Origin of the sequence: Modestobacter sp. VKM Ac-2985, from assembly GCF_026967925.1 — a bacterium.
GTDB lineage: Bacteria > Actinomycetota > Actinomycetes > Mycobacteriales > Geodermatophilaceae > Modestobacter.
This window is the reverse complement of record NZ_JAPVBI010000001.1, coordinates 129,450-154,708: the sequence shown is the minus strand read 5'-3', so window position 1 is coordinate 154,708 and position 25,259 is coordinate 129,450. Positions and strand designations below refer to the sequence as shown.

Genomic DNA, 25,259 nt, shown 5'->3' with positions numbered 1-25,259 from the left:
CGACATTGTCATGCTCCTTGTGCGCGGAGTGTGGCCGAGACGGCGGGTAGACGAGACAGGACGGAATACTGAGCGCGTACGTCATCGTAAAGCGTTGTGCTACCTGGGGCTTTTACGGTCACCAGCATGCTCCAAGTGAGGTCGGGAGATGAGGCAACCAAAACACCTCCCTCTCTGGCCAAATGACTGATGTCCAATCTTGGTCGCGCAATCTTGGTAGCTGCGTCCCGGAAGGTGTGCGCCCCCGACCTCACTGAATCCCACTTGCCCTCTGCGCGGAGCGCGCCTTCGTCTTGCTTGACGCCGTGTCCTATATTCTGAGTGACTGGCTCGCTACCAAGCCGATACCCTCGCTGCAAGAGGCGGGTCGCTTCAGCAGACTGCGTGATGGTATTGAGCCGATAGGACTTAGAGCCCTTCTTACTGAAAGAGAACACGTTGGCATGCGGCCGGAACGTCAATTCCAGACCAGCTCGCGTGTAGTCAACACTATCGGACGCGTCCACAGCGGTGGTTGTTGCCAAGGTGTAGCGCAGGGACATGGAACCCGTCAGTCCGTCCGGCACAGGGATAGCGAGGGGTATGTATTCGCCTCGCGATATCGAACCCGTGTATAAAACGTGAACCACGTCGGGCGGGCCGTCAAGTAGGAACTCATAGTCAGTTCTAAAAATCCCAAGACCGATCTCTTCGGCATTCAAGCCGCGACGCCCCGGCTCGGTGAAGTGCAATGCGAATGCACGCAAGTTGGCTCCACTGACGCGACCGCGTCCTAGAACGCGCGCAACGCTGGCCAGGCTGTGCGTCACGAGCGGAGCGCTGCAGCTGGTGCCATAAAATGAAAGGGCCCGTCCGTCGTTATCTACACCAAGGAAAGGATCATCTTTGGTGCCACCGAAGGCGAGACCGGAAGGCCTCAGGAGCGCACCAGCTCTGCCTGGCCCAACTGCGCTGTAAGCTGCCCTGCCCGGCTTTGATGCAATGGTGTCGGCCGACCCGACAGCGAGCACGTTCGTCCCGTCGGCGGGAACCATAACTCGATTTAGCCCACCAGCTTTCGGGTCCTCGCCGTTGTTTCCTGCGGCCACGATGAAGAGGACGCCTTCTCGATGGGAGATTTCATCGATGGTGCTTGTCCAGCGGTCAATCGTAGCGTCATCCATAAGTCGATTCGGCGCGGTGCTGATAGTTACAACGTCGTACCGCCCCCGTGTGACCTGCTCTTCAAGTACATCAAGAAGCCAATACATCTGCAGATCGGCTTCGGGTCCCGCCTGCGGGAAGGCCGCATAGTGGTCGATAACCATATTCGCCGGCGTAGGCAACTCTGTGTCATTCAGGTGTCCGTAGAGCAGCGCACTCGTTACGATCGCACCGTGCCGCTGCGAGCGTCCGTCAGCACCAACCATCCCGACGTCAATTGTCTTGACCCGACCCGCCCAATACGGGCTTTGTTCGTTCACACCCCCGTCGAAGACTGCGACTCGCAGTGGGCGATCCTCAATTGGACGTCGAGCGAGCGGCGGTTCGTAGGGCCATGTCTCAAGTTGGACTTCAGGCACGACCCGCGGTGTCGGCATTGGCTGCAAGGACCGCAACGGATTGAATCGCTGCAAGTCAATGATTGCTGCACTTTCCACCCTAATAGGGACAAATGTCGAGGTTCCTGCTGTCCGTAGCCACTCACTCTGAGTGACGCCACCGACGCTGTCCACCAATCGAAACCATTTCCCGATGGTGTCGTCACTGGCTGGCACGGGAATCCCGGCGCGGCTCACCGACGGGTGAAATGCTGCCTCGAAGAGATTCAAACGGGTAAGCCGTTCTGGATCTTCGGCGTGGTCGACAACGACTGCAGGCGCGGCAACTCCGATCGTGTCGATGGAGCGCAGGTCTTGCTGAACCCGCTTGGCCGAAGAAGCAGCCCGGGTGGCAACAATTCGGCTCAACTCTGCAAGCGGTTGGGAAAGCGCAGCATAGATCGACTTCGTGGGGACGTCCTGCAGGATCTCGCCGGCCTTATTCGGTGTTGTGCCCCGTGATGGACGCGCGCCGATCAGGATGAGGCCCGATTCCTCCAAGAGGGCTGCGGGAAAGCTGCTCGCCGCGAGAAACTGGGGAAGCAGCTTGATCTCCACGATAGGAAGGTCACCTTGGAACCCCGGTTCAAGGGCAAGTAAGCCTTCGTTGAGTTGCTCCAGCTGAGGCGCGAGTCGCTGAGCGTTCTGGTCCACGGTGTACGGGATGAACTTGTCACCCGATCCGCGCCCGGGCGATCCAGCTTGCAGGCGCAGTTTCTCGCCGCCCACGAGTAGAGGGCGCGACAGAGGTGCTTCGAGCGGCCGGCGAGGAGAACTCACAGGTCTAGGTTCCTAGACTGACGCCTGAGCTGCAAGCTCTCGCGCACTTAAGCTCATAAATCCTTGAGGTCTTGATCCCGAAATCGCTTACCAATCGTCACGTGACTCAAGTTCAAGGCTCGACCGATGTGCCGCGCCGACCAACCTCGTTCCCTTAAGGCATCGACGAGGAGGTCGCGTGTGGACTTAGAAATCGGCTCAGGTTGGCTACCGACAGCAGCCACTAGGTCCTCGAGGGAGGTTTCTCTGTCCGCCAAGGCAGCCCGACGTGCGGCGCGCAATGAAAGATTCTCGAGATTCGCGCCGTTGGCCCCATCTGTGATGGTTGCAATAAGGGCTAAGTCTGCAGCCCCCAGGCTTGGTAGATAGCGGCCCAGGATTCTTTGACGCAGACTCTTGTCAGGCGTCGTGAGGTTCAATGCCTCCTCGAATCTGCGGTAGCTTGCGCGATCAAGAAGGTCTGGGTGGTTGGTCGCAGCGATCAGGAGGTGGCCAGCCGGCCACCGATCAAGCGCGAGCAGTAACACGTTCACCAGTCGTCGTAACTCACCCATCTCGTTGGGCATAGCGCGCTCCGCAGCAATTGCATCGAACTCGTCGATGAACAGGACGACGGGAAGATTGGCTGCTGCTTCCAACGCCGCCGCAAGGTTCTGCCCGGAGCGTCCGAGCTCCGAACTCATGACGGCGGCCAGATCAAGAACAAGTAGTGGCTGTCTGATTTCTCGAGCAATCCAGCGAGCTGTCATTGTCTTGCCGGTTCCGGGGGGGCCCGTCAGCAGCAAAGTTCGAGTGGGAGAGATCGATCTCTTGGCCAACATGCCGCTGGTGTACTCCTGCGCAATACGTCGCAGCGAGTCATCCAGGTGGTGGGCAAGTTCGGGTTGCTCTGGAGTGCGCGTGTCCAGCCTTAAGTATGGCGGCAAACCCGCCACAAGTTGCGCCAAGACCGGCTCGGTATCAGGAGGGTTCGGCGCGCCTTGTTTAGCCTGATTGTTGACTGGTGCGGTATCAGACGACCACGCCGGCGGGGGAAACACCAGGTCGCCAAGGCGACTAGGTCCCTCCCAGCCGTACAGCGGGTCACGGCTTGGTTCACGGGATGGTGTCTCGCTAGTGGGGGCAGCTTGAGCCGAGGCGAGGAGGATAGCTTCGTAGAGGGCCGCGTCAGCTTTCTGCGCAAATGCCCCAGGACGTCGCAAACTGCGACGGAGCAGGTTGCGCATCCCGTCTCGGTCGCCACGAAGCCCAGCCTGGAGGCCTTGGAGGAAAGCTCGCTGGGCGGAATCCAGAGCGGGACCTCCTGCATCGAACAGAGTGCTCGCGTCTCTGGTCGTCAACCCGTGTCCTTGCTTCGAAAGTGGATGGCCACCGGCCAGGGTGGTAACCCTAGACGTTCTGGGCTTGCGGCTTACCAGAGGATACCCCCAAGGGCACGGTCGACGGCCCCATCTTGGGCCTGCCGACGCTTGCTTCTGGTGCCCGCGCGCGAGGCGGGTCATGCGCCCGGTGTGGACGTAGCTGTCTGATGCGAAGTCGTAGCCGGCGCGGGCTGGGTCTCGCCGGGCCCGAGGCAGGCCCGAGGCAGGCCCGAGGCAGGCTAGCCGAGCCGTCGACCCAGAAGACCGCAGCGGGGGCTTAGTTGGCCGTTGATGTCGGAACTGGCTCCGGTCCTGCGCCAACCGTAGGCAACCTAGGGATACGCATCCGTCGGCGCCCGCACCCCTCCTCATGTCACAAACGGGCTTGGTCTCAACGGGCCCACTAGGTCGGGTTTCGGTCATGGCCCGCAGCAACTCTTGGCCGCTGTCGAAGGGACCGTACGTGGGGACGATCGGGGTCACCCCGCGGTAAGCCTGCTGGCTGGCACCAACACGAGGGCAGACGGCCTGGTCCGCCAGCGGGCCAGCCAGTACAACGAGCCCCCTGCGTTCTTAGGCGACGCCGCAGCCGGATGCGATCCACCGTGGCTGTACGACCTGGACAGTCAGCCCGACTTACCGCGCCTCAGACGCGAAGCCCAGTTCTCAGCCACCGCGCACCCCAAACCAAGTCCGACACACCTCTTGCACCCGCGGTCAGCCCGATTCGTCGTGACGAGTGGAAACAGCCTCGGCAACGTAGGGGTGGCACCTCGGCCCGATCACCCCGCGAGCGAGTGGCCCCATGTCCACGTGGCGCTCGGCCACTGCACGGCACCGCGCATGCGGCAGCGACGCGCCGCCGCCGCATCGGGTCGTGCGGCCATCCAGATTCCCATGGCGTCGTCATGGCACCCGCACGTCCCGTCTCACCACCGACACCGCATCAGGGCGACTGGGTCGGCGTCCTCGGCGAGCTCGCGAAACAACTCGACCGCGGTCTGGTCTGGACCGAGAGCTGACCGCGCTCATCAGTGCGTTGGATGCGGCCCTGACCTCGTTCGACCGCCGCATCCGACGGGGGTGGGGTGACGTTTTCCCTAGTCGGGTCGGCATGAGGGTGACATCGCTTAGGACCCTCGTCACCCCGCGTCCAGTCACTGCCAGCGCGACCGACTCCTAGAGCACAGCAGGCCTGCTGGTGCCCGCTGTCCACAGCACTACGGGTGTAGTCCACACCCTCGGACGACCACCGCTTGTGCACCTGCCATGCGAACAGGATCTCGATCCGAGAACGCGCCGGCCCGCCGATGCCGCAGGAATCCGAGCTGTTGTGCCGGCCGTCCGATGTCACCCATCGACACGTTCCTGCGCCTGCTCCCGGAAGAACGGCAGCACCTTCGTCGGCGGTGTGCTGCCAGTTGTCGACAGCACTAATGCGAGGAGCAGACGTGGCAGCACACAGCACCCGCTCGATCGGTCCGCTGCACGACGTCGACAGCGCGGCCGAGTACCTCCACTGCGGACGACGGCTGATCTACCGCCTGGTCGCCGAGCGCAGGGTCAAGTTCACCTACGCCGGCCGCTCCCTGCGCTTCTGGCAGTCCGACCTCGATGCCTACCTCGATGCCCGCGCGGTCGAGCCCATCGCTCCGCCCGCTGTCCGGCGCTGACCGACGCAGCAGCCGCTACCGGTCTCCTGAGCAACGAGGAAGACCGAACGTCCGTCCAAGGTCCCCGCTCAACCGTGTCGAACAACGAGCCCCCCGGAGGTCGTCCACGTGGCCCAGGCCAGACGGCGCTTCGGCCGCGTGCGCAAGCTGCCCTCCGGTCGATGGCAGGCTCGGTACTCGGGGCCCGACGGTAAAGACCGGACCGCTCCCACCACCTTCGCGACCAAGACGGATGCCGCTCGTTTCCTGACCGCGACCGAGGTGGACATGGCGCGAGGCGCCTGGCTCGACCCCCATCGGAGCGGTGTCAGGCTCCGCGAATACAGCCAGTCCTGGCTCGCTGAGCGCACTGTCCGAGGACGTCCACTGGCCATCCGGACCCGGGAGACGTACCAGCACTCGCTCGACCGCTGGGTGCTACCGGCGCTGGGCGACCTGCCGCTGGACCGCATCACGCCCGCCCTGGTGCGCCAGTGGCACGCGCAGACCAGCGCCGCCACGGGCCCGACAGCCACCCGACAGGCCTACGCCGTCCTGCGCGCCATCCTCTCCACCGCTGTTGCCGACGATGCCCTGGGCCGCAACCCGTGCCGCATCACGGGCGCCGGGCAGGCGCGCAGCGACGAGCGGCCATTGCTCGACCTCGAGCAGGTCCAGCAGCTCGCCGCCGGCATGCCTGTCCACCTACGCGGCCTCGTCCAGCTCGCCTTCTGGAGCCACCTACGGCTGGGTGAGCTCGTCGCCCTGCGCATCGAAGACGTCGACCTGGACGCGGGCACCGTGGCGGTGCGACGCCAGGTCGTCGAGACCGACGACGGGCCGCGCGAAGGCGCTCCCAAGGCTGGGAGCCAGCGGACAGTGCACCTGCCCGACCAGGGAGTCGACGCGCTGGACGAGCACCTCCGCGTGCGCGGATCGGCTTCACCCGCCGACCGGCTGTTCGCCAGGCCTGACGGCAGCACCCTGCGCGCCCACCACGTGCACGCGGCGTGGGCCACAGCACGAACCAGGGCCGCACTGCCCGGGGCGCACTTGCACGATCTCCGCCACGCCGGCCTGACGCTGGCGGCCCAGAGCGGGGCAACCCTCGCCGAGGTGATGCGCCGGGCCGGCCACTCCTCGTCACGCGCGGCCATGATCTACCAGCACGCCGCGGAGAGCCGGGACGCCGAAGTGGCAGCACGACTGGGCCGCCTCGCAGCGGGCACGCGCGTGAACCGTACGGGCACGCAGCGGGCACGCCGGGGGCGCTGAGACCCGGTACCAGGCCCAGCGCCAGGTCGAGCCCGTACGAACGTGCTGATCAGAGCGGAGGGCGTGGGATTCGAACCCACGAGGAGCTTTCACCCCTAGCGGTTTTCAAGACCGCCGCCATCGGCCACTAGGCGAGCCCTCCTGGCGGTCCGAGGCTAGCGCCCCACCCCCGGAACGGGGCCGGCGGCGGACGCACGGGCCGCCGACCGGAGTCGAGGCCGGCCTCCGCCCGGCGCCGCGTCGCCACTGCGTGCTCCGTCGGGATGGCACCGTCGGGCATGATGGGGGCACTGGCGGTGTTCCACCTCGTGATGGTCCGCGCTCGTGCGCGTCGACCTCCCACCGCCTGATCCCTCAGCGAAGGACACTCCCTGTCTGTGACCGTCCCCCCGCAGTCCCCCACCCGTCGCCGCGAGCGCAGCGCCTCCCGCGAGGCCGCCACCCGTGACGCCGACCGGATCGCCGCGCGCGACGAGAAGCGCGCCCAGCAGATCTGGGTGGACGGCGCTGCTCCCGAGCTCCCCTCCCGGGCCACCCGCCCCGAGAAGGTGGTCTTCCACCTCGGCCCGACCAACTCCGGCAAGACCTACGAGTCGCTGCAGGCGCTGGCCGCCACCGGCTCGGGCGTCTACGCCGCCCCGCTGCGCCAGCTGGCGCACGAGGCCTACGCCAAGCTCTCCGCCCAGCTCCCGCCCGGCACCGTCGGCCTGTCCACCGGCGAGGAGGAGATCGACCCGAACGCGGCGATCGTCTGCTGCACCGTGGAGAAGGCCCCCGACCGGGGCGAGCTGCTCGTCCTGGACGAGTCCCACTGGGTCACCGACCCCGACCGTGGCCACCACTGGGCCCGGCTGCTGCTGACCGGTGAGTACCGCGAGATGCACCTCATCTCCGCCGCCGAGGCCTACCTGGTGCTCAAGCCACTGGTCACCGACGCCCAGCAGGTGCAGGTCGTCAACCACAAGCGGTTGTCGCGCCTCGACGTCCTCAAGGCACCGGTGCGCACCGACGCCGTCCGCCCGCAGACCCTGGTCGTGGCCTTCTCCCGCAAGGCCGTCTACGCCGTCGCCGCCGAGCTGGACCAGCACCGGCCCGGCAAGGTCGGCGTGCTCTACGGCGCGCTGCCGCCGGCCACCCGCCGCCAGGTCATCGACCGGTTCACCCGCGGCGAGTTCGACGTGCTGGTGACCACCGACGTCATCGGCCACGGCATCAACGTGCCGGCCACCACGGTGCTGTTCGCCGAGACCACCAAGTTCGACGGCCAGGAGCTGCGCCCGCTGCGCACCTGGGAGGTCGCCCAGATCGCCGGGCGCGCCGGCCGGTACGGGCTCACCGGGCACGGCCAGACCGGCATCCTGATCGGCGTCGCCGGGCTCAAGCCGGTCGGCGCGCTGGTCGGTGCCGGCGCCGCGGTCGCCCGCGGCGACGAGATGAGCGACCTGCCCAAGCGCCGACCCCGCCTCCGCCCGGAGCTGGAGGACCTCGGCGCGTTCGAGGCGGTCGACCTGCCCGAGGCGCTGACCCGCTGGATGGCCTGGGCGCGGGTCGCGACCCAGGACGAGGGCATGACCGCCGACGACGTCACCGGCCTGGTGCTGCGGGTGCACGCCCTGCTGCCGCTGCTGCGCGGACCGCTCGGCGAGGCCGGCGACCTGCAGACGGTGTGGCGGCTGATCAACCTGGCCATCGACTACAATCCGCCGCGGCGCACCCGCTGGCTGGTGCTGGCCCGGGCCGCCCTGCAGCACGCGGTCGGTCTCCCGGTGCCGGTCGAGACCGTGCTCCCCGAGTACCCCGTCAAGGGCTCGGTCGAGGAGTACGAGCAGGCCGCTGCCGCCGCGCGGGACGCCCAGACCCTGCTCCGCCAGTTCCCCGGCGTGGCCGGCCTGGACAGCGACGACGCCGCCGAGCTCGAGGAGGCGTGCGCCGAGACGATCACCGAGCTGCTGCCCGACGCGATCGCCATCGGCCGCTCGGGCACGTGCACCGAGTGCGGCACCTCGATCGCCCCGTGGTTCACCACCTGCCGCCCGTGCAGCGGCCCGCGGTCCGGGCGGGGCGCCGCTGAGCGGTCCCGTCCGGCCGGCGGCGGCCGCGGCCGGGGTGGCGCCCGGACGGGCGACCGTCCCGCGCCGACCGCCAACACCGGTGGGGGCGCCGGCCGGCGCAACCGGTCCGCCCGGGGGTCACGCCGCAGCTGACCGGTCCGGTCCCGCTACCGGCGACCGGCCGCCACCGTCTGGGCGGCGTCCCGCACCTCGCCGACCAGCTCCTCCAGCACGTCCTCGAGCGCGACCACGCCGACGGTCCGACCGCCGTCGTCACGGACGACGGCCAGGTGCGCGCCGTCCCGCTGCATGGTCGCCAGCACGTCGCGCAGCCCCTGGTCGGTCGTCGCACCGGCCAGGGGCCGGATGAGCGCCGGGGCGATCGGGGCGTCCCGCTCCTCCGACGGGACGGCGAGGAAGTCCTTGAGGTGCACGTAGCCCGCGAGGCCGCCGTCGTCGTCGGTGACCGGGAACCGTGAGAAACCGGTGGCCGCGCACACGTCCTCGAGCTCGCCGACGGTGATCCGGCGCGGCACGGTGACCAGGTCCGCCGTCGGGATCGCCACGTCGGCGGTGCGCTGCTCGTCGAACTGCAGCGCACCGGTGAGCAGCTGGTGCTCCCGCTCGTCGATCAGTCCCTCGCGGCGCGACTCCCCGATCAGGCCGGTCACCTGGTCGCGGGTGAACGTGGAGCTGACCTCGTCCTGCGGCGTCACCCGCAGTGCCCGCAGCACCAGGTTGGCCACCTGGTTGAGCAGCCAGATCAGCGGGTGCAGCGCGCGGACGACCCAGTACAGCGGCGGCCCGAGCAGCAGCGCCGCCCGCTCCGGGCCGGCCAGGGAGATGTTCTTGGGCACCATCTCGCCCAGCACCATGTGCAGGAACACCACGACGGCGAGCGCGATGGCGAACGCGATCGGGTGCACCAGCGCCTCGGGCAGGCCCGCCGCGGCGAAGGGCCCCTCGAGCAGGTGCGCCACGGCCGGCTCGCCCACGGCGCCCAGCCCCAGCGAGCAGACCGTGATGCCCAGCTGGGCACCGGCCATCATCAACGAGACGTTCTCGATCGCCTTCAACGTCGTCCGGGCACCGCGCACGCCCTCGGCCGCGCGCGGCTCGATCTGGGTGCGCCGCGCAGAGACCAGCGCGAACTCGGCTCCCACGAAGAAGGCGTTCCCGGCCAGCAGGAACACCGCGAGCAGGATGGCCACGGTGTCGCTCATCGGGCGTTCTCCGTCTCGGTCTGTCGGGCCGAGGCCGCGGTCGCGCCCCCGGTGCGGCGCATCCGCACCCGGTCGACCCGGTGGCCGTCCAGCCGGGTCACCGTCACCGCCACCTCGGTCGGGACGGGGACGCCGTCCGGATCGGGGTGGGTGACGTCACGGGCCGGCAGGACGACGCGGTCCCCGACCCGCGGCAGCCGGCCCAGCCGCTCGGTGAGCAGCCCGCCGAGGGTGTCCGTGCCCTCGCCCTCGGGCAGCTCCAGCCCGACGGCCTCCCCGGCCTCGTCGGGCCGCAGCAGGCCGGAGAGCACCCAGGACCCGTCCGGTGCCCGTCGCTGCCGGTGGACGGGAGCGTCCTGCTCGTCGTCGATCTCGCCGACGATCTCCTCGATGAGGTCCTCCAGGGTCACGATGCCGGCGGTGCCGCCGTACTCGTCGACCACCACGGCCACCTGCAGCCCCGGCTCGCGGAGCGTCTCCAGCAACGGGTCGAGCTCGACGGTCTCCGGCACCGCGCGCACCGGCACCATCACCTCGCCCACCGTGCGGGTCGCCCGCTGTGCCGCCGGCACCGCCATCGCGTGCTTGAAGTGCACCACCCCGACGACGTCGTCGACGCCCTCCCCCTCCACGGGGAACCGCGCGTGACCGCTGGAGGCAGCCAGCGCCAGCAGGTCGGCGACCGGCTGGTCGGCGCGGAGGAAGCGGACGCGGGGACGCGGGGTCATCACGTCGGCCGCCGTCCGGTCACCGAACTCGATGGACCGGGCGATGAGGTCGGCCGTGCCCTCGTCCAGCGTCCCGGCCTGCCCGGACCGGTTGACCAGCGAGGCCAGCTCCTGCGGGGCCCGCGCGGAGGCGAGCTCCTCGGTCGGGGTGATGCCCATCAGGTGCAGCAACCGGTTCGCCGACCCGTTGAGGAAGGTGATCAGCGGGCGGGTCGCGGTCGTGAAGGCCCGCTGTGGCCCGGCCACGAACTTCCCCACCCGGGTCGGTTCGGCGATCGCCCAGTTCTTGGGCACGAGCTCGCCGAAGACCATCTGCACCCCGGTGGCGACGGCGAGTGCCACCCCGACCGAGATCGCGGTCACCGCCCCGTCGCCCAGGCCGGTCAGCCCCAGCGGCCCGCGCAGCAGCGTGGCCAGCGACGGCTCGGCGATGAACCCGACGACCAGGCTGGTCACGGTGATGCCCAGCTGCGCCCCGGAGAGCTGGGTGGACAGCGACCGCATCGCCGCGACGACCCCGGCCGCCCGGCGGTCACCGGCCTCCGCCTCCGCCTCCAGGGTGACCCGGTCGGCGGCGATGAGCGAGAACTCCGCGGCGACGAAGACCGCGTTGGCAGCGACGAGGAGGACGGCGGCCAACAAGAGCAACCACTCGATCACCGGCCGCCGCTCCTCGGGACGTCCTGCCGCGAGCCGAGCTGGGTCACACTGTTCCTCTCCGTTGGGCGATCTGGACGTGCCGCATCACCCTGCAGTGCCCACAGGACGGCCTCTGCACGCCTGACCGGTGGCGGCCATCCCCGCAACGCAGGAGCGGACCAGCTGGTTCCACGGTAGGACTGATCACCAGCCCTCCTCGGCCCGCACCACGTCGCGACGGTCGGCCGGGGGAGGCGTCCACGACACAGGGAGCTGCTGGATGACCGGGGAGACCCGCCACGAGACCACCGAGCCGGACACCGACAGCCTCACCGACGATGCCCCCAGCCGGCTGGTCCGGATCGCCTACCGGGCGGAGAACGGCCTACGGGACCAGCTGGCCCGGGTGGCCCGGCGCCGCGGCTGGCACCCGGCCGCGCTGACCTTCCCCGGCTACGGTGCCGGCGGTCGCGCACGGGTGCTGGGACGGTTGCTGCTCGCGCCCACCGGCACCGATCCCGGCGCCCGGCGGGACATCCCGGGCTGGCGCCGGTTCCTCACCCTGGAGGAACCGGGCGGCGAGGTCGACGTCGTGCTCGACGGCGTCCGGCACCGGGTCCGGTCCGACGCGGCCGGGCTGGTCGACGTCACCCTCGACGCCGCGCTCCCCCCCGGGCCGGCGGGCGTGGAGTTCCGACTGCCCGGACGCGAGCCGGTCCCGGCCACGGTGCACATGGCCGGGCCGGACGTGCGCCGGGGCGTGGTCTGCGACGTCGACGACACGGTCTGGATCACCGGGCTGCGACACCCGCTGCGGGCAGCCTGGCGCACGCTCGCCCGGTCCAGCAGCGGGCGCACGATGGTGCCGGGCATGGCCGGCCTGCTGACCCGGCTGGTGCAGGACCACCCGCACGCGCCGGTGGTCTACCTGAGCAACGGCCCGTGGAACCTGGCCGGCCCGGTGGCCCGGTTCCTCGACCGGAACCGGTTCCCGGCGGGGGCGCTGCTGATGACCGACTGGGGCATCACCCCGCGCGGCTGGTTCCGCGACGGCCGGGCGCACAAGAGCGGGTCCCTGGAGCGGCTGGCCGCCGACCTGCCCGACATCCGCTGGGTGCTGGTGGGCGACGACGGCGAGCACGACCCGGCGATCTACCAGGACTTCGCGCGCCGCCACCCGGACCGGGTGGAGGCGATCGCGCTGCGCCAGGTCCTGCCGGGCGGCGGTCAGCCGGACGGTGGTCAGCAGGACGGTGCCGTGGGTGCGGTGCCGGTCGTCCGGGCTCCGGACGGCGCCGAGCTGGCCGCCCGCCTGGACGCCACGCTCGACCTGCCACCCGCTGCCCCGGCCGGCCCCGAGGCCTGGCTGCTCTCCGACGCCGAGCGCGGCAACGGCGCGACCCGCGTCCGGGCGTGGACCGAGGGCAACCGGGTGCGGCCGATCGTGCACGGCAGCAGCTACTTCTCCACCCTGGCCGACGCGCTCGCCGGTGCCGGGCGCGGCGACGTGGTGTTCCTCGCCGGCTGGCGTGGCGACACCGACGAGCTGCTCACCGAGGACGGGCTGACCGTGGGCAAGGCCCTGTCGGACGCCGTCCGCCGCGGCGCCCTGGTCAAGGGGCTGATCTGGCGGTCACACCTGGAGTCGATGGCGTTCTCCGCCGAGCAGAACCGGGACCTCTCCCGGGACGTGAACGAGACCGGCGGCGAGGTCCTCCTCGACCAGCGGGTCCGGCCGATGGGCAGCCACCACCAGAAGTTCGTCGTCGTCCGGCACCGGGACCGCCCGGCCGAGGACGTCGCCTTCGTCGGCGGGATCGACGTGGCGCACAGCCGTCGGGACGACGCGGGGCACGAGGGCGACCCGCAGCCCCGTCCGTTCGCCGACGCCTACGGCGACACCCCGGCGTGGCACGACGTCCAGGTCGAGCTGCACGGACCGGTCGTCCGGGAGGTCGAGACGGTGTTCCGGGAGCGGTGGGAGGACCCCGCCGCGCTCACCCGGATGCCGTGGCACGTGCTGCCCGACCTGCTCCGTGGGCAGGACCGCACGCCCTCGTCCCTGCCCGAGGCGCTGCCGGCGCCGCAGGGCGAGGGGTCGTGCGCCGTCCAGCTGCTGCGCACCTATCCCAACCGCTGGCCCGGCTACCCCTTCGCCCCGGACGGCGAGCGCAGCGTCGCCCGTGGCTACGCCAAGGCACTGGCCCGGGCCGAGCACCTGGTCTACGTGGAGGACCAGTACATGTGGTCCACCGACGTCGCCCGGGTGTTCGCCGATGCGCTGCGCGCCCGGCCGAGCTTGCGCCTGGTCGTCGTCGTGCCCCGGCACCCGGACAAGGACAGCCCGGTCAGCATCCTGCCGGCGGCCATCGGGCAGTCCCGCGCCCTGGAGATGGTCCGGGCAGCCGGCGAGGACCGGGTGCAGGTCTTCGACGTGGAGAACCCACGGGGCAAGCCGGTGTACGTGCACGCCAAGGTCTGCGTCGTCGACGACGTGTGGGCCACGGTCGGCAGCGACAACTTCAACCGGCGGTCCTGGACGCACGACTCGGAGCTGACCGCGGCCGTGCTCGACGCCGACCGCGACCCGCGGGAACCGGTCGACCCGGGCGGGCACGGAGACGGTGCCCGCCGGTTCGCCCGGGAGCTGCGGCTGACGCTGATGCGCGAGCACCTGGACCGGGCCGACGGCGACGACGACGACCTGCTCCACCCGGACGACGCCGTCGCGGCGTTCCGGCAGAGCGCCGCCGCCCTGGACGCCTGGCACGCCGGCGGACGTCGCGGCCCCCGCCCTCCCGGCCGACTGCGCGAGCACGTCGTCGAGCGTCCGGCCACGTGGAAGCGGGTCCTGGCCGCTCCCGCCTACCGCTACTTCATCGACCCCGACGGCCGCCCGCCGCAGCTCAAGGTCCGCCGCAGCGTGTGAGCGCCCTCAGGACTGCGCCGGGGCGTCCTGGTGCGGGGGCGAGCCCGCCCGGTGTGCCCGCACGATCCGCCAGACCCCGATGGTCAGCAGCGGGAGCGCGAAGACGGCGATGAAGCCGTAGGCCATCAGCGTGTACCCCTGGGCGACCAGGGCGATGATGCCGACCTGGGAGAGCAGCGCACCGGCCAGCACGACCCCTCCGGTGAACAGCGCCGACTGCAGCCGGGTGAGCCGGCGCCGGCCCAGTTCGGCGAGGGTGTCGTCGACCCGGTCCACGATGGCGTGGGTGGATCCGGTCGCCGTCTCGATCAGGGTGAAGATGACCACTGCGGCGAAGACCGCGACCAGCGCCGGTCCGCCGACCGACTGCAGCATGACCAGCCAGGGCACCTCGGCGCCGAGCACGTCGTCGTCGGGGTAGAAGGCCAGCAGGCACAGGTAGGTGAGCACGAACGGGATGATCGACAGCAGCCCGGTGACCAGGCCGCCGAGGACGGCGTCCCGGCGGCGCCGCTGGCGGTGCAACGTGAACAGCACGGCGGGCATGACCGTCAGGTTGTAGCCGACGTACAGCAGCCCGACCCCGATCGCGGCGAACGCCGTGGCGCCCTCGCTGTAGGAGGAGGTGCCGCTCATCAGCGTGTCGGTCGTGTCGCCCCACCGCTGGGTCAGCACGGTGACGGCGAAGGCGAGGTAGGCGACGTAGAGAACGACGGTGCCGACCGACTTGGCCTTCTCGATGAAGGCACCGCCGTAGAAGTTGAACAGCGCCACGGCGCCGATGACCAGCACCACGCCGACCCAGCCGGGCAGCCCGATGGTCTGCTCGCCGATGGTGCCGGCGGCCGCGGCCATCACCGCGATCACGATGACGACCATGATCAGGAAGAGCACGTCGAAGGCCAGCCAGAACGGCCCGATCAGCGCCTTCATGAACGAGCGGTAGTTGTAGACGTGGAAGGTCCGGGCGAACTCGTAGGCCAGCCCGGACATCAGCGCGAAGCCCAGCAGGACCGCGGCGATGCTCCACAGCCCGAGCGCACCGAAGCGGGCGCCGTACTGCACGACCTCCCGGCCGGTGGCGTAGCCGCCGCCGATGAGGACGGACTGGAAGACCACGGCGGGCAGGATCCAGCGGCCGTACCGCCCGCCCATCAGCCCAGGGGCGGATGACGTCTGGTGGGGCGTACCGGCCATGCGGCTCACCTGCTCGACTCGACGCGGTGCGGGACCTGTCTCGTTCGGTGGGCGACGACCCTGCCACGTCGGCCGGTCCGGCACCAGGTTTGCCAAGCCCCGGTCGCACGGCCAGGGTGGGGGTCCGCCGCCCGGAGCAGCCCGCCGACGAGGAGCGATGCCGATGGCCCGCGACACCGTGGCCGTGACCTGCTGGCCCCAGGAGCTGCGCCTGCGGGACACCTTCACCATCGCCCGCTCCTCGACCGACACCGAGGAGGTCCTCGTCGTCCGGGTCGAGGCCGGCGGCGTGACCGGACACGGCGAGGGCGCCCCGGTCGCCTACGCGGGCGAGTCGGTGGCCGGCATGGCGGCGGCGGTGCAGGACCACGGCGCGGACCTGCTCGGGCACGACCTGCGGGACCTGGAGGGGATCGCCCGCCGGCTCCGGGCCTGGGACGGCCCGCAGGGCGCGAAGATGGCGCTGGACGGCGCGGCGCACGACTGGGCCGGCCGGCACGCCGGGCTGCCGGTGTGGCGGATGCTCGGCCTGGACGGCGTGCAGCCCCCGACCAGCTTCACGATCGGCATCTCCACCGTGGAGGAGACCGTCGACCGGGTGCGCCGGGCGCCGGGGTTCGAGGTCTACAAGGTCAAGGTCGGCGGCCCGGACGACCTGGCGCGGCTGGCCGCGATCCGGGAGGTCTCCCCGGCGCGGCTGCGGGTCGACGGCAACGAGGGCTGGACGCTGGACGGCGTCCGGGAGCTGCTGCCGCAGCTGCGGCAGCTGGGCGTGGAGATGATCGAGCAGCCCTTCCCCCGCGCCGACCTGGACGCCTACGCCCGCTACCGGGAGCTCCCCGACCGGCTGCCGGTCTTCCTCGACGAGAGCTGCACCGACCTCGGCTCGGTCGCCCCGGCCGCGGGCCTCGCGGACGGGATCGTCGTGAAGCTGGCCAAGTGCGGCGGGATCCGGGAGGCCCACCGGATGGTGCACGCGGCGGCGGCGCTGGGGTTGCGGGTCATGCTCGGCTGCATGATCGAGTCCCAGCTCGGCATCGCCCAGGCCGCCCAGCTGGGCCCGCTGGCCGACCTGGTGGACCTGGACGGGCACCTGCTGGTCGCCGACGAGCCGTTCACCGGGCTGGGGTTCTCGGCCGGCCGGGTCGTGCTGCCCGATGCGCCCGGGCTGGGCGTCACCCCGGCGGAGGACCGATGAGCACCGACGGAGGCCCGATGAGCACCGAGGGCGATCAGCCCAGCACCGAACGGCTGGCCGTGCTCACCGCCGGCCAGCTCGCCGAGTCCTACGCCAAGACCGCTCACGGGGTGCTCCGCTACGGCCCGCGCGAGGTGGTCTGCGTCGTGGACGAGGTGCACGCCGGGCGCCGCGCGGTGGACGTCGTCCCGTTCTGCGACCACCCGGCCCCCGTCGTCCCCGACGTGGCGGCGGCGGCCGCGCTCGGCGCCACCACCGTGCTGCTGGGGGTCGCCCCGCTGGGCGGCCGGCTGACCCCGGCCTGGCGCGCGGTGCTCGCCGACGCCCTGCGGCTGGGGATGGACGTCGAGGCCGGGCTGCACACCGACCTGCGCACCGACCCCACGCTCGCCGCCCTCGCCGCCGAGCACGAGGCGCAGATCCGCGACCTGCGGGCGGCCCCGGACGACCTGGACGTGCCCGGCAGCGAGCCGGTGCCCGCCCGGGTGGTGCACACCGTCGGCTCGGACTGCGCGATCGGCAAGATGAGCGTCGTCCTCGAGCTGGACCGCGCCGCCCGGGCCCGGTCGCTGGCCTCGGTCTTCGTGGCGACCGGTCAGACCGGGGTGGCCATCTCCGGCTGGGGCATCGCGGTGGACTCGGTGGTGTCGGACTACGTGGCCGGCGCCGCCGACCGGCTGGTCCGCGAGGGCGCCACCCGCGGGGACCTGCTCTGGCTGGAGGGGCAGGGCTCGATCTACCACCCCGCCTACTCCGGGGTCACCCTCGGCCTGCTGCACGGCGCCTCGGCCGACGCACTGGTGCTCTGCCACCTGGCCGGGCGCACCGCGATCGCCGACTACCCGCAGACGGCCCTGCCGCCGCTGGCCGGGATCGTCCGCGGCTACGAGCAGGCGGCCGGCTGGGTGCGGCCGGCACCGGTCGTCGCGGTCGCGCTGAACACCGCCGGGCTCTCCGACGACGACGCGCGGGCCGCGGTCGCCGCCGCGGAGGCGGAGACCGGCCTGGTCGCCGACGACGTGGTCCGCTTCGGCCCCGACCGGGTGCTCGACGCGGTGCTGGCCGCCCTGGGCTGACCCGGGGAGCGGCGCGGGCGCGTCACCCCGCCGGGCGGCTCACTGGTCGATGGTCACGTCGTTCCACGGGAGCATCGGCTCCGCCCACGGGAAGACGACGAGCAGCAGCAACGCGCAGACGGCCAGCACCAGGAACAGCGAGAGCAGCGCCTTGCTCGTCCGCCCACCCGGGAGGCTGCGCCAGATCCAGCCGTACATCAGGAGTCCTCTCCGCCCTCGAGCAGCGCCGGCGGGCCGTCGGGCGCATCGACCTTGGCGACCGGGTCGCCGTCCAGGCCGGCGTGCACGATCAGGCGCTGCCGCGCGGAGTACTTCGGGTGGCAGGTGGTCAGGGTCAGGTACGTGCCCGACGGCGCCGCACCGGCCGCGCCCGGCGTCGGGGCGATGACGTCGACGTCGGACGGCCGGACGATGTGCTGGCCGGGGATCCCGCTGGGGTCGGTGGCGAAGTCGCCGGTGCCCGGGTCGCCGAGCACCCGGTACACGAACCACGCGTCCGCGGTCTCCACCACGATCGGGTCGCCCGGCCGGAGCTGGTCCAGGTCCATGAACGGCGATCCCTTGCCCACCCGGTGCCCGGCCACCGCCAGGTTGCCGGCCTGCCCGGGCATCGCCGTCCCGGCGTAGTGGCCCGGCCCCTGCGACAGCTGCGCCTCGTCGGTGCCCTGCAGCACGACCTGCTGGTAGTCCTCACCCAGCCGCGGGATGCGCAGCACCGCGAGCGGCTCGCCGGCCGCCGGCTCGACCAGCACCGGGAGCACGGCCGTGGGCTCCGGGGCATCCGCCCAGACGTCGCGGATCTCCTCGGTCAGCTGGTCCTGCCGGCGGTCGTTGAGCAAGTCGGTGACGTAGACCTCGTAGACGACGAACAGCAGCAGGACCAGCCCCACGGTCACCATCAGCTCGCCGAACCCGCGGGTCAGCACCACCCAGACCGGCTCCCGCGGGCGCTCCGCCGGCAGGGGGTCCGGCTCCCGGTCGAGCTGGTCGAACAGGGAGCCCGGGTCCCGGGGAGACTCCTCCGACAGGAGGGGCAGTGTTCGGCCGGGGCTCACCTGCTGCATCGGCTGCGTGTCCATGACGGTGCGATGCTAGGTGAGCAACGCCCCGTCACCGCGCGGCGCGCGGAGCTCAGGACGGACGGATCCTCCCCAGCAGGTGCTCGGTGCCCGCCTTCGCGTCCCGGACGGCGACGTCCCAGCCGGCCTCGGCCTGCTCGGTCGAGAGCGTGACCGTCGCCGGGAGCAGCAGCGGCTTGCGGAACGCCACGTCCACCGACAGCGCCTCGGGGAGCCGGCCGGCCAGCGCCGCCAGCGTGCGGCTCTTCACCCACATGCCGTGCGCGATCGCCCGCTTGAAGCCGAAGGCCTTGGCGGTGACCCCGGAGAGGTGGATCGGGTTCACGTCACCGGAGACCGCCGCATAGCGGCGCCCGGTGTCGGCGGGCACCTGCCACCGGGCGTTGACGCGCTCCAGCTCCCCCACCGACACCCGGACGTCGGCGTCCGGCGCGCCGTCGGGCGCCGTCGCCCCGCGGGCCAGGTACGTGGACCGGCTGCGCCAGACCTCCGCACCCCCGGCGGAGACCGTGGCGCAGAGGTCGACGGTCGCCCCGCGCACGTGCCCGGCGAACCGCTCGGCCCACACCTCGACGTCCAGCGCCGCGCCGGTGCCGATCGGCGCCAGCTGCTCGATCTGGTTGCGCACGTGCACCAGGCCGGGCAGCGCGAGCGGGAACGCCCGGTCGGTCATCAGCGCCACCTGCAGGGGGAAGGCGAGCAGGTGGGGGTAGGTCACCGGCAGGCTGTCGGCGAGCGGGAACCGGCAGACCCGGGCGTAGTCCGCCAGGTGCGCGGGGTCGACCTCGACGCCGAGCCGGGCCAGCCGGGTGTCGGGCAGCTCGCCGCCCCGGCCACGCGCGGTGAGCGCGGCCCGGGCGAACAGGGCCGGCATCGCCGGCGGGGCGTCGAGCACGGTGCGCGTCACGTCAGGCCCCCAGCAGCGACTGGCCGCAGACCCGGACGACCTGGCCGTTGACCCCGGCGCTGCCCGGCTGGGCCAGCCAGGCGATCGTCTCGGCGACGTCGACCGGCAGCCCGCCCTGCTGCAGCGAGTTGAGCCGGGAGCCGACCTCGCGGGTGCCCAGCGGCATCTTCGCGGTCATCTCGGTGACGATGAAGCCCGGCGCGACGGCGTTGATCGTGGCCCCGCGCTCGGCGAACTCCGGCGCCCAGGCGCGCACCATGCCGATGACCCCGGCCTTGGACGCCGCGTAGTTGGTCTGCCCGCGGTTGCCGGCGATCCCGGACTGGGAACTCACGCTGACCACCCGGGCACCCGGCTTGAGCGCTCCCTCGGTGTCCAGCAGCGCCTGGGTGAGGTCCAGCTGTGCCTGCAGGTTCACCGCCATCACCGAGTTCCAGCGGGCGGCGTCCATGTTGACCAGCAGCTTGTCCCGGGTGATGCCGGCGTTGTGCACGACGACGTCCACCCCGCCGTGCCGGGCCACCAGCTGGGCGGCCAGCCGCGGACCGGCGTCGGCGCCGGTGATGTCCAGCGACACCGCCGTCCCGCCGACCTCGTTGGCGACCTCGGCCAGCTGCTCCCCGGCCGCGGGCACGTCGACGGCGACCACGTGGGCGCCGTCCCGGGCCAGCACCCGGGCGATGGCCGCACCGATGCCGCGGGCGGCCCCGGTCACCACGGCGACCTTGCCCGCCAGCGGCCGGTCGGCGTCCTCCCCGGTGGGCAGGTCGGCGGTCGTGACGGCGAGCACCTGGCCGTCGACGTAGGCCGACCGGCCGGAGAGGAAGAACCGCAGCGGACTGGCCAGCGACCCCTCCGCGCCGAGGGGCACGTGCACCAGGTTCGCCGTCGACCCGCTGCGCAGCTCCTTGGCCAGCGACCGGACCAGCCCCTCCAGCGCCTGCCGGGCGGCGGCCTGGGCCGGGTACGACGTCTCCCCCGGCGGGTCGGCCAGCACCAGCACCCGGCCCGACGGCCGCAGCCGCTTGAGCGCGGGGGCGAGGAAGTCGTGGGCCGCGGCCAGGTCGGCCGGACCGGTCAGCCCGGTCGCGTCCAGGAGGACGGCCGCCAGCCGCTCCCCGTCGGTCGAGCCGTCGGCGGCCACCGGGGACACGACGGTCACCCCGGCGTCGCGCAGCAGCCCGGTGACCTCCTCGCGCAGCCGGCCCTCGCCGGCCGACCCGACCACCGCCGGGCCCGGCAGCACCGGCTGCCCGGGCTCGTACCGGCGCAGCTCCGCCGGCCGGGGCAGCCCCAGCTGCCTGGTGATGGTCGTGCCGAGGCCGGAGTTCGCGAAGTCGCGGTACCAGTCGCTCATGGAAGGTCCTTCCGTGGTGCGTGGGGTGGGTCAAGCCGCCCGACCTGAGGTTGGACCGCGCCATGGCACGGCTCAACCTCAGGTGGACCGGGTCAACCCGGACAGCAGACGGGCTTGGTCAGGACTCGAGGATGGCGACGACGCCCTGGCCGCCGGCGGCGCAGATGGAGATCAGCCCGCGCTTGCCCGGCCCCGCCTCGTGCAGCGTCTTGGCCAGCGTCGCGACGATCCGGCCGCCGGTCGCGGCGAACGGGTGCCCAGCGGCCAGCGACGAGCCGTGCACGTTGAGCTTGGCCCGGTCGATCGAGCCCAGCGGCGCGTCCAGCCCGAGCTTCTCCTTGCAGTACTCCGGGCTCTCCCAGACCTTCAGCGTCGCGAGCACCGTGGAGGCGAACGCCTCGTGGACCTCGTAGAAGTCGAAGTCCTGCAGGGTCAGCCCGTTGCGGGCCAGCAGCACCGGCACCGCGTAGGCCGGGGCCATCAGCAGCCCCTCGCCGCCGTGCACGTAGTCGACCGCGGCGGTCTGCGCGTCGACCAGGTGGGCCAGCACCGGCAGGTCGTGCTCGGCGGCCCACTCGTCGGAGGCGAGCAGGACGGCGGAGGCGCCGTCGGTCAGCGGGGTGGAGTTGCCCGCCGTCATCGTGGCGCCCTCCCCCTGCCCGAAGACCGGCTTCAGCCTCGCCAGCTTCTCCAGCGAGGTGTCCGGACGCAGGTTCTGGTCGCGGGTGAGGCCGAGGAACGGCGTCACCAGGTCGTCGAAGAAGCCGCGGTCGTAGGCGGCGGCGAGGGCCTGGTGCGAGCGGACGGTCAGCTCGTCCTGCTCCTCCCGGCCGATCTCCCATTCCGCAGCGGTGATCGCCGCGTGGTCGCCCATCGCCAGGCCGGTGCGCGGCTCGGCGTTGCGGGGGACCTCGGGGATGAGCTGCCCGGGCCGGATCCCGGACAGTGCCTTGAGCCGCTGCTGCAGCGTCTTCGCGTTGTTCACCGCCAGCAGCACCCGCCGGATGTCCTCGTTGAGCGCCATCGGCGCGTCGGAGGTGGTGTCGACGCCCCCGGCGATGCCGGACTCGACCTGCCCCAGGGCGATCTTGTTGGCGACCAGGACGGCCGCCTCCAGGCCGGTGCCGCAGGCCTGCTGGACGTCGTAGGCCGGCGTCGCGGCCGACAACCGGGAGCCCAGCACGCTCTCCCGGGTGAGGTTGAAGTCGCGGGCGTGCTTGAGGACGGCGCCGGCGACGACCTCGCCCACCTGCTGACCCTGCAGCCCGAAGCGGGCGACGAGCCCGTCGAGGGTGGCGGTGAGCATGTCCTGGTTGCTCGCCCGGGCGTAGGCGCCGTTGGAGCGGGCGAACGGGATGCGGTTGCCGCCGACGATCGCGGCCTTCCGGGTCTGCGGTGCCATGGGGACCTCCAGGAGGTGGTCACCACCAAAATGGCCATTTTGGTGGGGTCGACTCAGGTCAATGCTCGATACCGACGGTATCAGGTACCGTCGGTTGCGTGAACACGGAGACGGCGGCCAGCCCACGCGATCGGCGCGACTCCCGCTGGGACGAGCACCGCCGGGCGCGCCGCGAGCAGCTGGTCGACGCCGCCCTGGCCGCGGTCGGCAAGCACGGTGCCGGCGTGGGCATGGAGGAGATCGCGGCCGAGGCCGGCACCAGCAAGACCGTCGTCTACCGGCACTTCACCGACCGCAGCGAGCTCTACGTCGCCGTCTGCGCGCGGGTCGCCGAGCAGCTCACCCGCAAGCTGCGGGAGGCGATGGGCAGCAGCGACCACCCGCGGCAGATGGTGACCGCCGCCGTGGAGACCTACCTGGCCTTCATCGAGGCCGACCCCGAGGTCTACCGGTTCGTCGTCGGGCAGGCGCTGGCGGACCGCCCGGTCGATGCCGACCCGATCAGCAGCCTGTCCGACCTGGTCGGCGACGAGGTCGGCGCGCTGGTCGGCGCCGCGCTGACCAGCGCCGGGCAGGACACCGCCGCGGCCGCCCCCTGGGGGCACGGCGTCATCGGCCTGGTCCGGGCCGCCGCCGACTGGTGGTTGCGCGCCGACCGCCCCATGCCCCGTACCGAGCTGGCGACCCACCTCACCGACCTGGCCTGGCTGGGCCTGCGCGGTGTCGTCGCCCCGGACCCCTCAACCCAGACCCCCGCGAGTCCGATGGAGGAATCATGACCAGCACCCCCACCCCCCTGACGCCGGTCGACGCCGCGCGGCTCACCGAGGTCCTCGACGGCCGCTGGGCGCAGGTACGCCGGGACAGCCGCGAGCAGCTGGGCGACGCCCGGTACGCCCCCGTGTACGGCGAGTCGATGACCGAGGCGCGGGAACGGGTCACCGCGCTGGCAGCGGAGCTGGCCACCACCGGCCGGGTCTCCCTCGGCTTCCCCGTCGAGTACGGCGGCGCGGACGACGCCGGCGGCTCGGTCACCGCGATCGAGATGCTCGCCCAGGCCGACCTGTCGCTGATGGTCAAGGCCGGCGTGCAGTGGGGGCTGTTCGGCGGTGCGGTCCAGGCGCTGGGCACGAAGCGCCAGCACGACCGGTACCTGCCCGACATCATGAGCTTCGCCCTGCCCGGCTGCTTCGCCATGACCGAGACCGGCCACGGCTCCGACGTCCAGCAGCTGCGCACCACCTGCACCTACGACCCGGCCACGCAGACCTTCGACCTGCACACCCCGCACGAGGCCGCGCGCAAGGACTACATCGGCAACGCCGCCAAGGACGGCCGGATGGCCGTCGTCTTCGCCCAGCTGGTCACCCTGGGCGAGGGACGGGGCGTGCACGCGTTCCTGGTCCCGATCCGGGACGCCGAGGGCGCCCCGGTGCCCGGCGTGACGATCGGCGACGACGGCCCGAAGGCGGGGCTGCTCGGCGTGGACAACGGGCGGCTGACCTTCGACCACGTCACCGTGCCCCGCGACATGCTGCTGGACCGCTACGGCCAGGTGGCCGCCGACGGCACCTACACCAGCTCGATCGAGAACGAGACCCGACGGTTCTTCACCATGCTCGGCACCCTGGTGCGCGGGCGGGTCAGCGTGGGCGGCTCGGCCGGGTCGGCGACCAAGGTGGCCCTGGAGATCGCCGTCCGCTACGGCGACACCCGCCGCCAGTTCTCCGCCCCCGGCGAGGACCGCGAGGTCGTGATCAACGACTACCTGGTGCACCAGCGCAAGCTGCTGCCCGCGCTGGCGACGACCTACGCCCTGAGCTTCGCGCAGGAGGAGCTGACCTCGACCATGCACGACGTGCTCGGGGCGGACGACGTCGACGAGGTGGCGCAGCGCGAGCTGGAGTCCCGGGCGGCCGGGCTGAAGGCCGTGACCACCTGGCACGCCACCCGGACCATCCAGCTGTGCCGCGAGGCCTGCGGCGGGGCGGGCTACCTGGCGGAGAACCGGCTGCCCACGCTGAAGGCCGACACCGACGTCTTCACCACCTTCGAGGGCGACAACACCGTGCTGATGCAGCTGGTCGCCAAGGGCCTGCTCACCGGCTACCGGGACGCGTTCGGCTCGCTGGACGGCTGGGGCCGGGCCGCGTTCGTCGCCGAGCAGGTGCGCGAGACGGTGCTGGAGCGGACGGCGGCGCGCGGGCTGATCCAGCGGCTGGTCGACGCCGTGCCCGGCCGGGACGAGGACGTCTCGATGCTCGACCGGGGCTGGCAGCTGGCCGCGTTCGAGGACCGCGAGAAGCACGTCCTGGAGAGCGCGATCCGGCGGCTGCGTGGCGGCGCTGCGACCAAGAAGGACCGGCCGTTCGACATCTTCAACGACGTGCAGGACCACGTGCTCGCCGCAGCCCAGGCGCACATCGACCGGGTGGTGCTGGAGGCCTTCGTCGCGGGCATCGAGCGCACTCCCGACCCGGCCGCGAAGGCGCTGCTGGCCCGGCTCTGCGACCTCTACGCGCTGAGCACCATCGAGGCCGACAAGGGCTGGTTCCTCGAGCACGGCCGGCTCACCCCCACCCGGGCCAAGGCGTTGACCGGGGTGGTGAACGACCTGCTCAAGGAGCTGCGGCCGCACATGCGCACGCTGGTCGACGCCTTCGCCGTCCCCGAGGCCTGGCTCAACTGCGCGATCGTGGCCGAGGAGCCCGGCCGGCAGGAGGCGATGGCCGCGCACGACGACGCGCTGCGCGCCGGTGGGGCCGAGCCCCAGCAGGACGCCACCGCGACCGACCTGGAGATGGCCCCCGCCCAGTAGCAGGGCC

The 25,259-nt window shown here is 71.7% G+C and carries 18 protein-coding genes and 1 tRNA gene; 8 read left to right on the top strand and 11 right to left on the bottom strand.

From position 1 onward, the window contains the following. Nucleotides 1-8: 8 nt before the first annotated feature. Both O2V61_RS00705 and O2V61_RS00700 read right to left on the bottom strand, forming a co-directional pair. Complete coding sequence (locus O2V61_RS00705) at nucleotides 9-2,309, bottom strand: S8 family serine peptidase (RefSeq protein WP_269181421.1); 2,301 nt, start codon at nucleotides 2,307-2,309, stop codon at nucleotides 9-11. A gap of 104 nt (nucleotides 2,310-2,413) precedes the next feature. After that, complete coding sequence (locus O2V61_RS00700) at nucleotides 2,414-3,586, bottom strand: ATP-binding protein (protein ID WP_269181420.1); 1,173 nt, start codon at nucleotides 3,584-3,586, stop codon at nucleotides 2,414-2,416. 1,586 nt (nucleotides 3,587-5,172) lie between these two features. On the opposite strand from O2V61_RS00700, the gene O2V61_RS00695 reads away from it, so the two are divergent. Further along, complete coding sequence (locus O2V61_RS00695; RefSeq protein ID WP_269181419.1) at nucleotides 5,173-5,394, top strand: excisionase family DNA-binding protein; 222 nt, start codon at nucleotides 5,173-5,175, stop codon at nucleotides 5,392-5,394. 108 nt (nucleotides 5,395-5,502) lie between these two features. Beyond that, nucleotides 5,503-6,648: a site-specific integrase gene (locus O2V61_RS00690; protein ID WP_269181418.1), complete on the top strand. Its 1,146-nt coding sequence runs from the start codon at nucleotides 5,503-5,505 to the stop codon at nucleotides 6,646-6,648. A gap of 55 nt (nucleotides 6,649-6,703) precedes the next feature. Here the strand turns inward: O2V61_RS00690 and O2V61_RS00685 are convergent. Next, a tRNA-Ser gene (locus O2V61_RS00685) sits at nucleotides 6,704-6,790 on the bottom strand. Nucleotides 6,791-7,025: 235 nt separating this feature from the next. On the opposite strand from O2V61_RS00685, the gene O2V61_RS00680 reads away from it, so the two are divergent. Further along, nucleotides 7,026-8,852 carry a helicase-related protein gene (locus O2V61_RS00680; protein WP_269181417.1) on the top strand — a complete coding sequence of 609 codons (1,827 nt, stop codon included), beginning with the start codon at nucleotides 7,026-7,028 and terminating at the stop codon, nucleotides 8,850-8,852. Between the two features lie 14 nt (nucleotides 8,853-8,866). Here the strand turns inward: O2V61_RS00680 and O2V61_RS00675 are convergent, their stop codons facing one another. Together O2V61_RS00675 and O2V61_RS00670 are read right to left on the bottom strand one after the other, a co-directional pair. Further along, entirely contained in the window at nucleotides 8,867-9,922 is a 1,056-nt protein-coding gene (locus O2V61_RS00675) for a hemolysin family protein (protein WP_269181416.1), read from the bottom strand. Beyond that, nucleotides 9,919-11,310 carry a hemolysin family protein gene (locus tag O2V61_RS00670; RefSeq protein ID WP_269181415.1) on the bottom strand — a complete coding sequence of 464 codons (1,392 nt, stop codon included), beginning with the start codon at nucleotides 11,308-11,310 and terminating at the stop codon, nucleotides 9,919-9,921. Before O2V61_RS00670 ends, O2V61_RS00675 begins: the two co-directional genes overlap by 4 nt. 259 nt (nucleotides 11,311-11,569) lie before the next feature. Between O2V61_RS00670 and O2V61_RS00665 the strand changes: the two genes are divergently transcribed. Then, nucleotides 11,570-14,218 (top strand): phosphatase domain-containing protein, encoded by a 2,649-nt coding sequence (locus tag O2V61_RS00665; protein ID WP_269181414.1) that lies wholly within the window; start codon nucleotides 11,570-11,572, stop codon nucleotides 14,216-14,218. Nucleotides 14,219-14,224: 6 nt separating this feature from the next. Here O2V61_RS00665 and O2V61_RS00660 read toward each other — a convergent pair whose 3' ends face one another. Beyond that, nucleotides 14,225-15,415: a YkvI family membrane protein gene (locus O2V61_RS00660; protein WP_269181413.1), complete on the bottom strand. Its 1,191-nt coding sequence runs from the start codon at nucleotides 15,413-15,415 to the stop codon at nucleotides 14,225-14,227. A 163-nt stretch (nucleotides 15,416-15,578) separates the two neighbouring features. Here O2V61_RS00660 and O2V61_RS00655 point away from each other — a divergent pair, with 163 nt between their 5' ends. Both O2V61_RS00655 and O2V61_RS00650 read left to right on the top strand, forming a co-directional pair. After that, on the top strand, nucleotides 15,579-16,613 hold the full coding sequence (locus O2V61_RS00655; RefSeq protein WP_269181412.1) for a dipeptide epimerase: 1,035 nt from the start codon (nucleotides 15,579-15,581) through the stop codon (nucleotides 16,611-16,613). Continuing rightward, on the top strand, nucleotides 16,610-17,689 hold the full coding sequence (locus tag O2V61_RS00650) for a DUF1611 domain-containing protein (protein ID WP_269181411.1): 1,080 nt from the start codon (nucleotides 16,610-16,612) through the stop codon (nucleotides 17,687-17,689). Before O2V61_RS00655 ends, O2V61_RS00650 begins: the two co-directional genes overlap by 4 nt. Before the next feature lie 39 nt (nucleotides 17,690-17,728). On the opposite strand, the gene O2V61_RS00645 is transcribed toward O2V61_RS00650, so the two are convergent. The 5 genes from O2V61_RS00645 to O2V61_RS00625 form a co-directional block, all read right to left on the bottom strand. Continuing rightward, nucleotides 17,729-17,887, bottom strand: a complete 159-nt coding sequence (locus O2V61_RS00645) for a hypothetical protein (RefSeq protein WP_269159431.1) — start codon at nucleotides 17,885-17,887, stop codon at nucleotides 17,729-17,731. Continuing rightward, nucleotides 17,887-18,768, bottom strand: a complete 882-nt coding sequence (locus O2V61_RS00640; RefSeq protein ID WP_269181410.1) for a class E sortase — start codon at nucleotides 18,766-18,768, stop codon at nucleotides 17,887-17,889. Before O2V61_RS00640 ends, O2V61_RS00645 begins: the two co-directional genes overlap by 1 nt. A 52-nt stretch (nucleotides 18,769-18,820) precedes the next feature. After that, nucleotides 18,821-19,675: a MaoC family dehydratase gene (locus O2V61_RS00635; protein ID WP_269181409.1), complete on the bottom strand. Its 855-nt coding sequence runs from the start codon at nucleotides 19,673-19,675 to the stop codon at nucleotides 18,821-18,823. 1 nt (nucleotide 19,676) lies between these two features. Then, on the bottom strand, nucleotides 19,677-21,032 hold the full coding sequence (locus O2V61_RS00630) for a 3-oxoacyl-ACP reductase (RefSeq protein ID WP_269181408.1): 1,356 nt from the start codon (nucleotides 21,030-21,032) through the stop codon (nucleotides 19,677-19,679). A gap of 118 nt (nucleotides 21,033-21,150) precedes the next feature. Then, nucleotides 21,151-22,434, bottom strand: coding sequence for an acetyl-CoA C-acetyltransferase (locus O2V61_RS00625; RefSeq protein ID WP_269181407.1), 1,284 nt, complete (start codon nucleotides 22,432-22,434; stop codon nucleotides 21,151-21,153). A gap of 98 nt (nucleotides 22,435-22,532) precedes the next feature. Between O2V61_RS00625 and O2V61_RS00620 the strand changes: the two genes are divergently transcribed. Both O2V61_RS00620 and O2V61_RS00615 read left to right on the top strand, forming a co-directional pair. Continuing rightward, nucleotides 22,533-23,213 (top strand): TetR family transcriptional regulator, encoded by a 681-nt coding sequence (locus tag O2V61_RS00620; protein WP_269181406.1) that lies wholly within the window; start codon nucleotides 22,533-22,535, stop codon nucleotides 23,211-23,213. Further along, entirely contained in the window at nucleotides 23,210-25,252 is a 2,043-nt protein-coding gene (locus tag O2V61_RS00615; protein WP_269181405.1) for an acyl-CoA dehydrogenase family protein, read from the top strand. Before O2V61_RS00620 ends, O2V61_RS00615 begins: the two co-directional genes overlap by 4 nt. Nucleotides 25,253-25,259 lie beyond the last annotated feature (7 nt).

Coding starts and splice junctions, on each gene's coding strand:
- O2V61_RS00700 (WP_269181420.1), bottom strand. CDS start 3,586: ATGCGCAACCTGCTCCGTCGCAGTTTGCGACGTCCTGGGGCATTTGCG.
- O2V61_RS00675 (WP_269181416.1), bottom strand. CDS start 9,922: ATGAGCGACACCGTGGCCATCCTGCTCGCGGTGTTCCTGCTGGCCGGG.
- O2V61_RS00665 (WP_269181414.1), top strand. CDS start 11,570: ATGACCGGGGAGACCCGCCACGAGACCACCGAGCCGGACACCGACAGC.
- O2V61_RS00660 (WP_269181413.1), bottom strand. CDS start 15,415: ATGGCCGGTACGCCCCACCAGACGTCATCCGCCCCTGGGCTGATGGGC.
- O2V61_RS00655 (WP_269181412.1), top strand. CDS start 15,579: ATGGCCCGCGACACCGTGGCCGTGACCTGCTGGCCCCAGGAGCTGCGC.
- O2V61_RS00650 (WP_269181411.1), top strand. CDS start 16,610: ATGAGCACCGACGGAGGCCCGATGAGCACCGAGGGCGATCAGCCCAGC.
- O2V61_RS00645 (WP_269159431.1), bottom strand. CDS start 17,887: ATGTACGGCTGGATCTGGCGCAGCCTCCCGGGTGGGCGGACGAGCAAG.
- O2V61_RS00640 (WP_269181410.1), bottom strand. CDS start 18,768: ATGGACACGCAGCCGATGCAGCAGGTGAGCCCCGGCCGAACACTGCCC.
- O2V61_RS00630 (WP_269181408.1), bottom strand. CDS start 21,032: ATGAGCGACTGGTACCGCGACTTCGCGAACTCCGGCCTCGGCACGACC.
- O2V61_RS00625 (WP_269181407.1), bottom strand. CDS start 22,434: ATGGCACCGCAGACCCGGAAGGCCGCGATCGTCGGCGGCAACCGCATC.
- O2V61_RS00615 (WP_269181405.1), top strand. CDS start 23,210: ATGACCAGCACCCCCACCCCCCTGACGCCGGTCGACGCCGCGCGGCTC.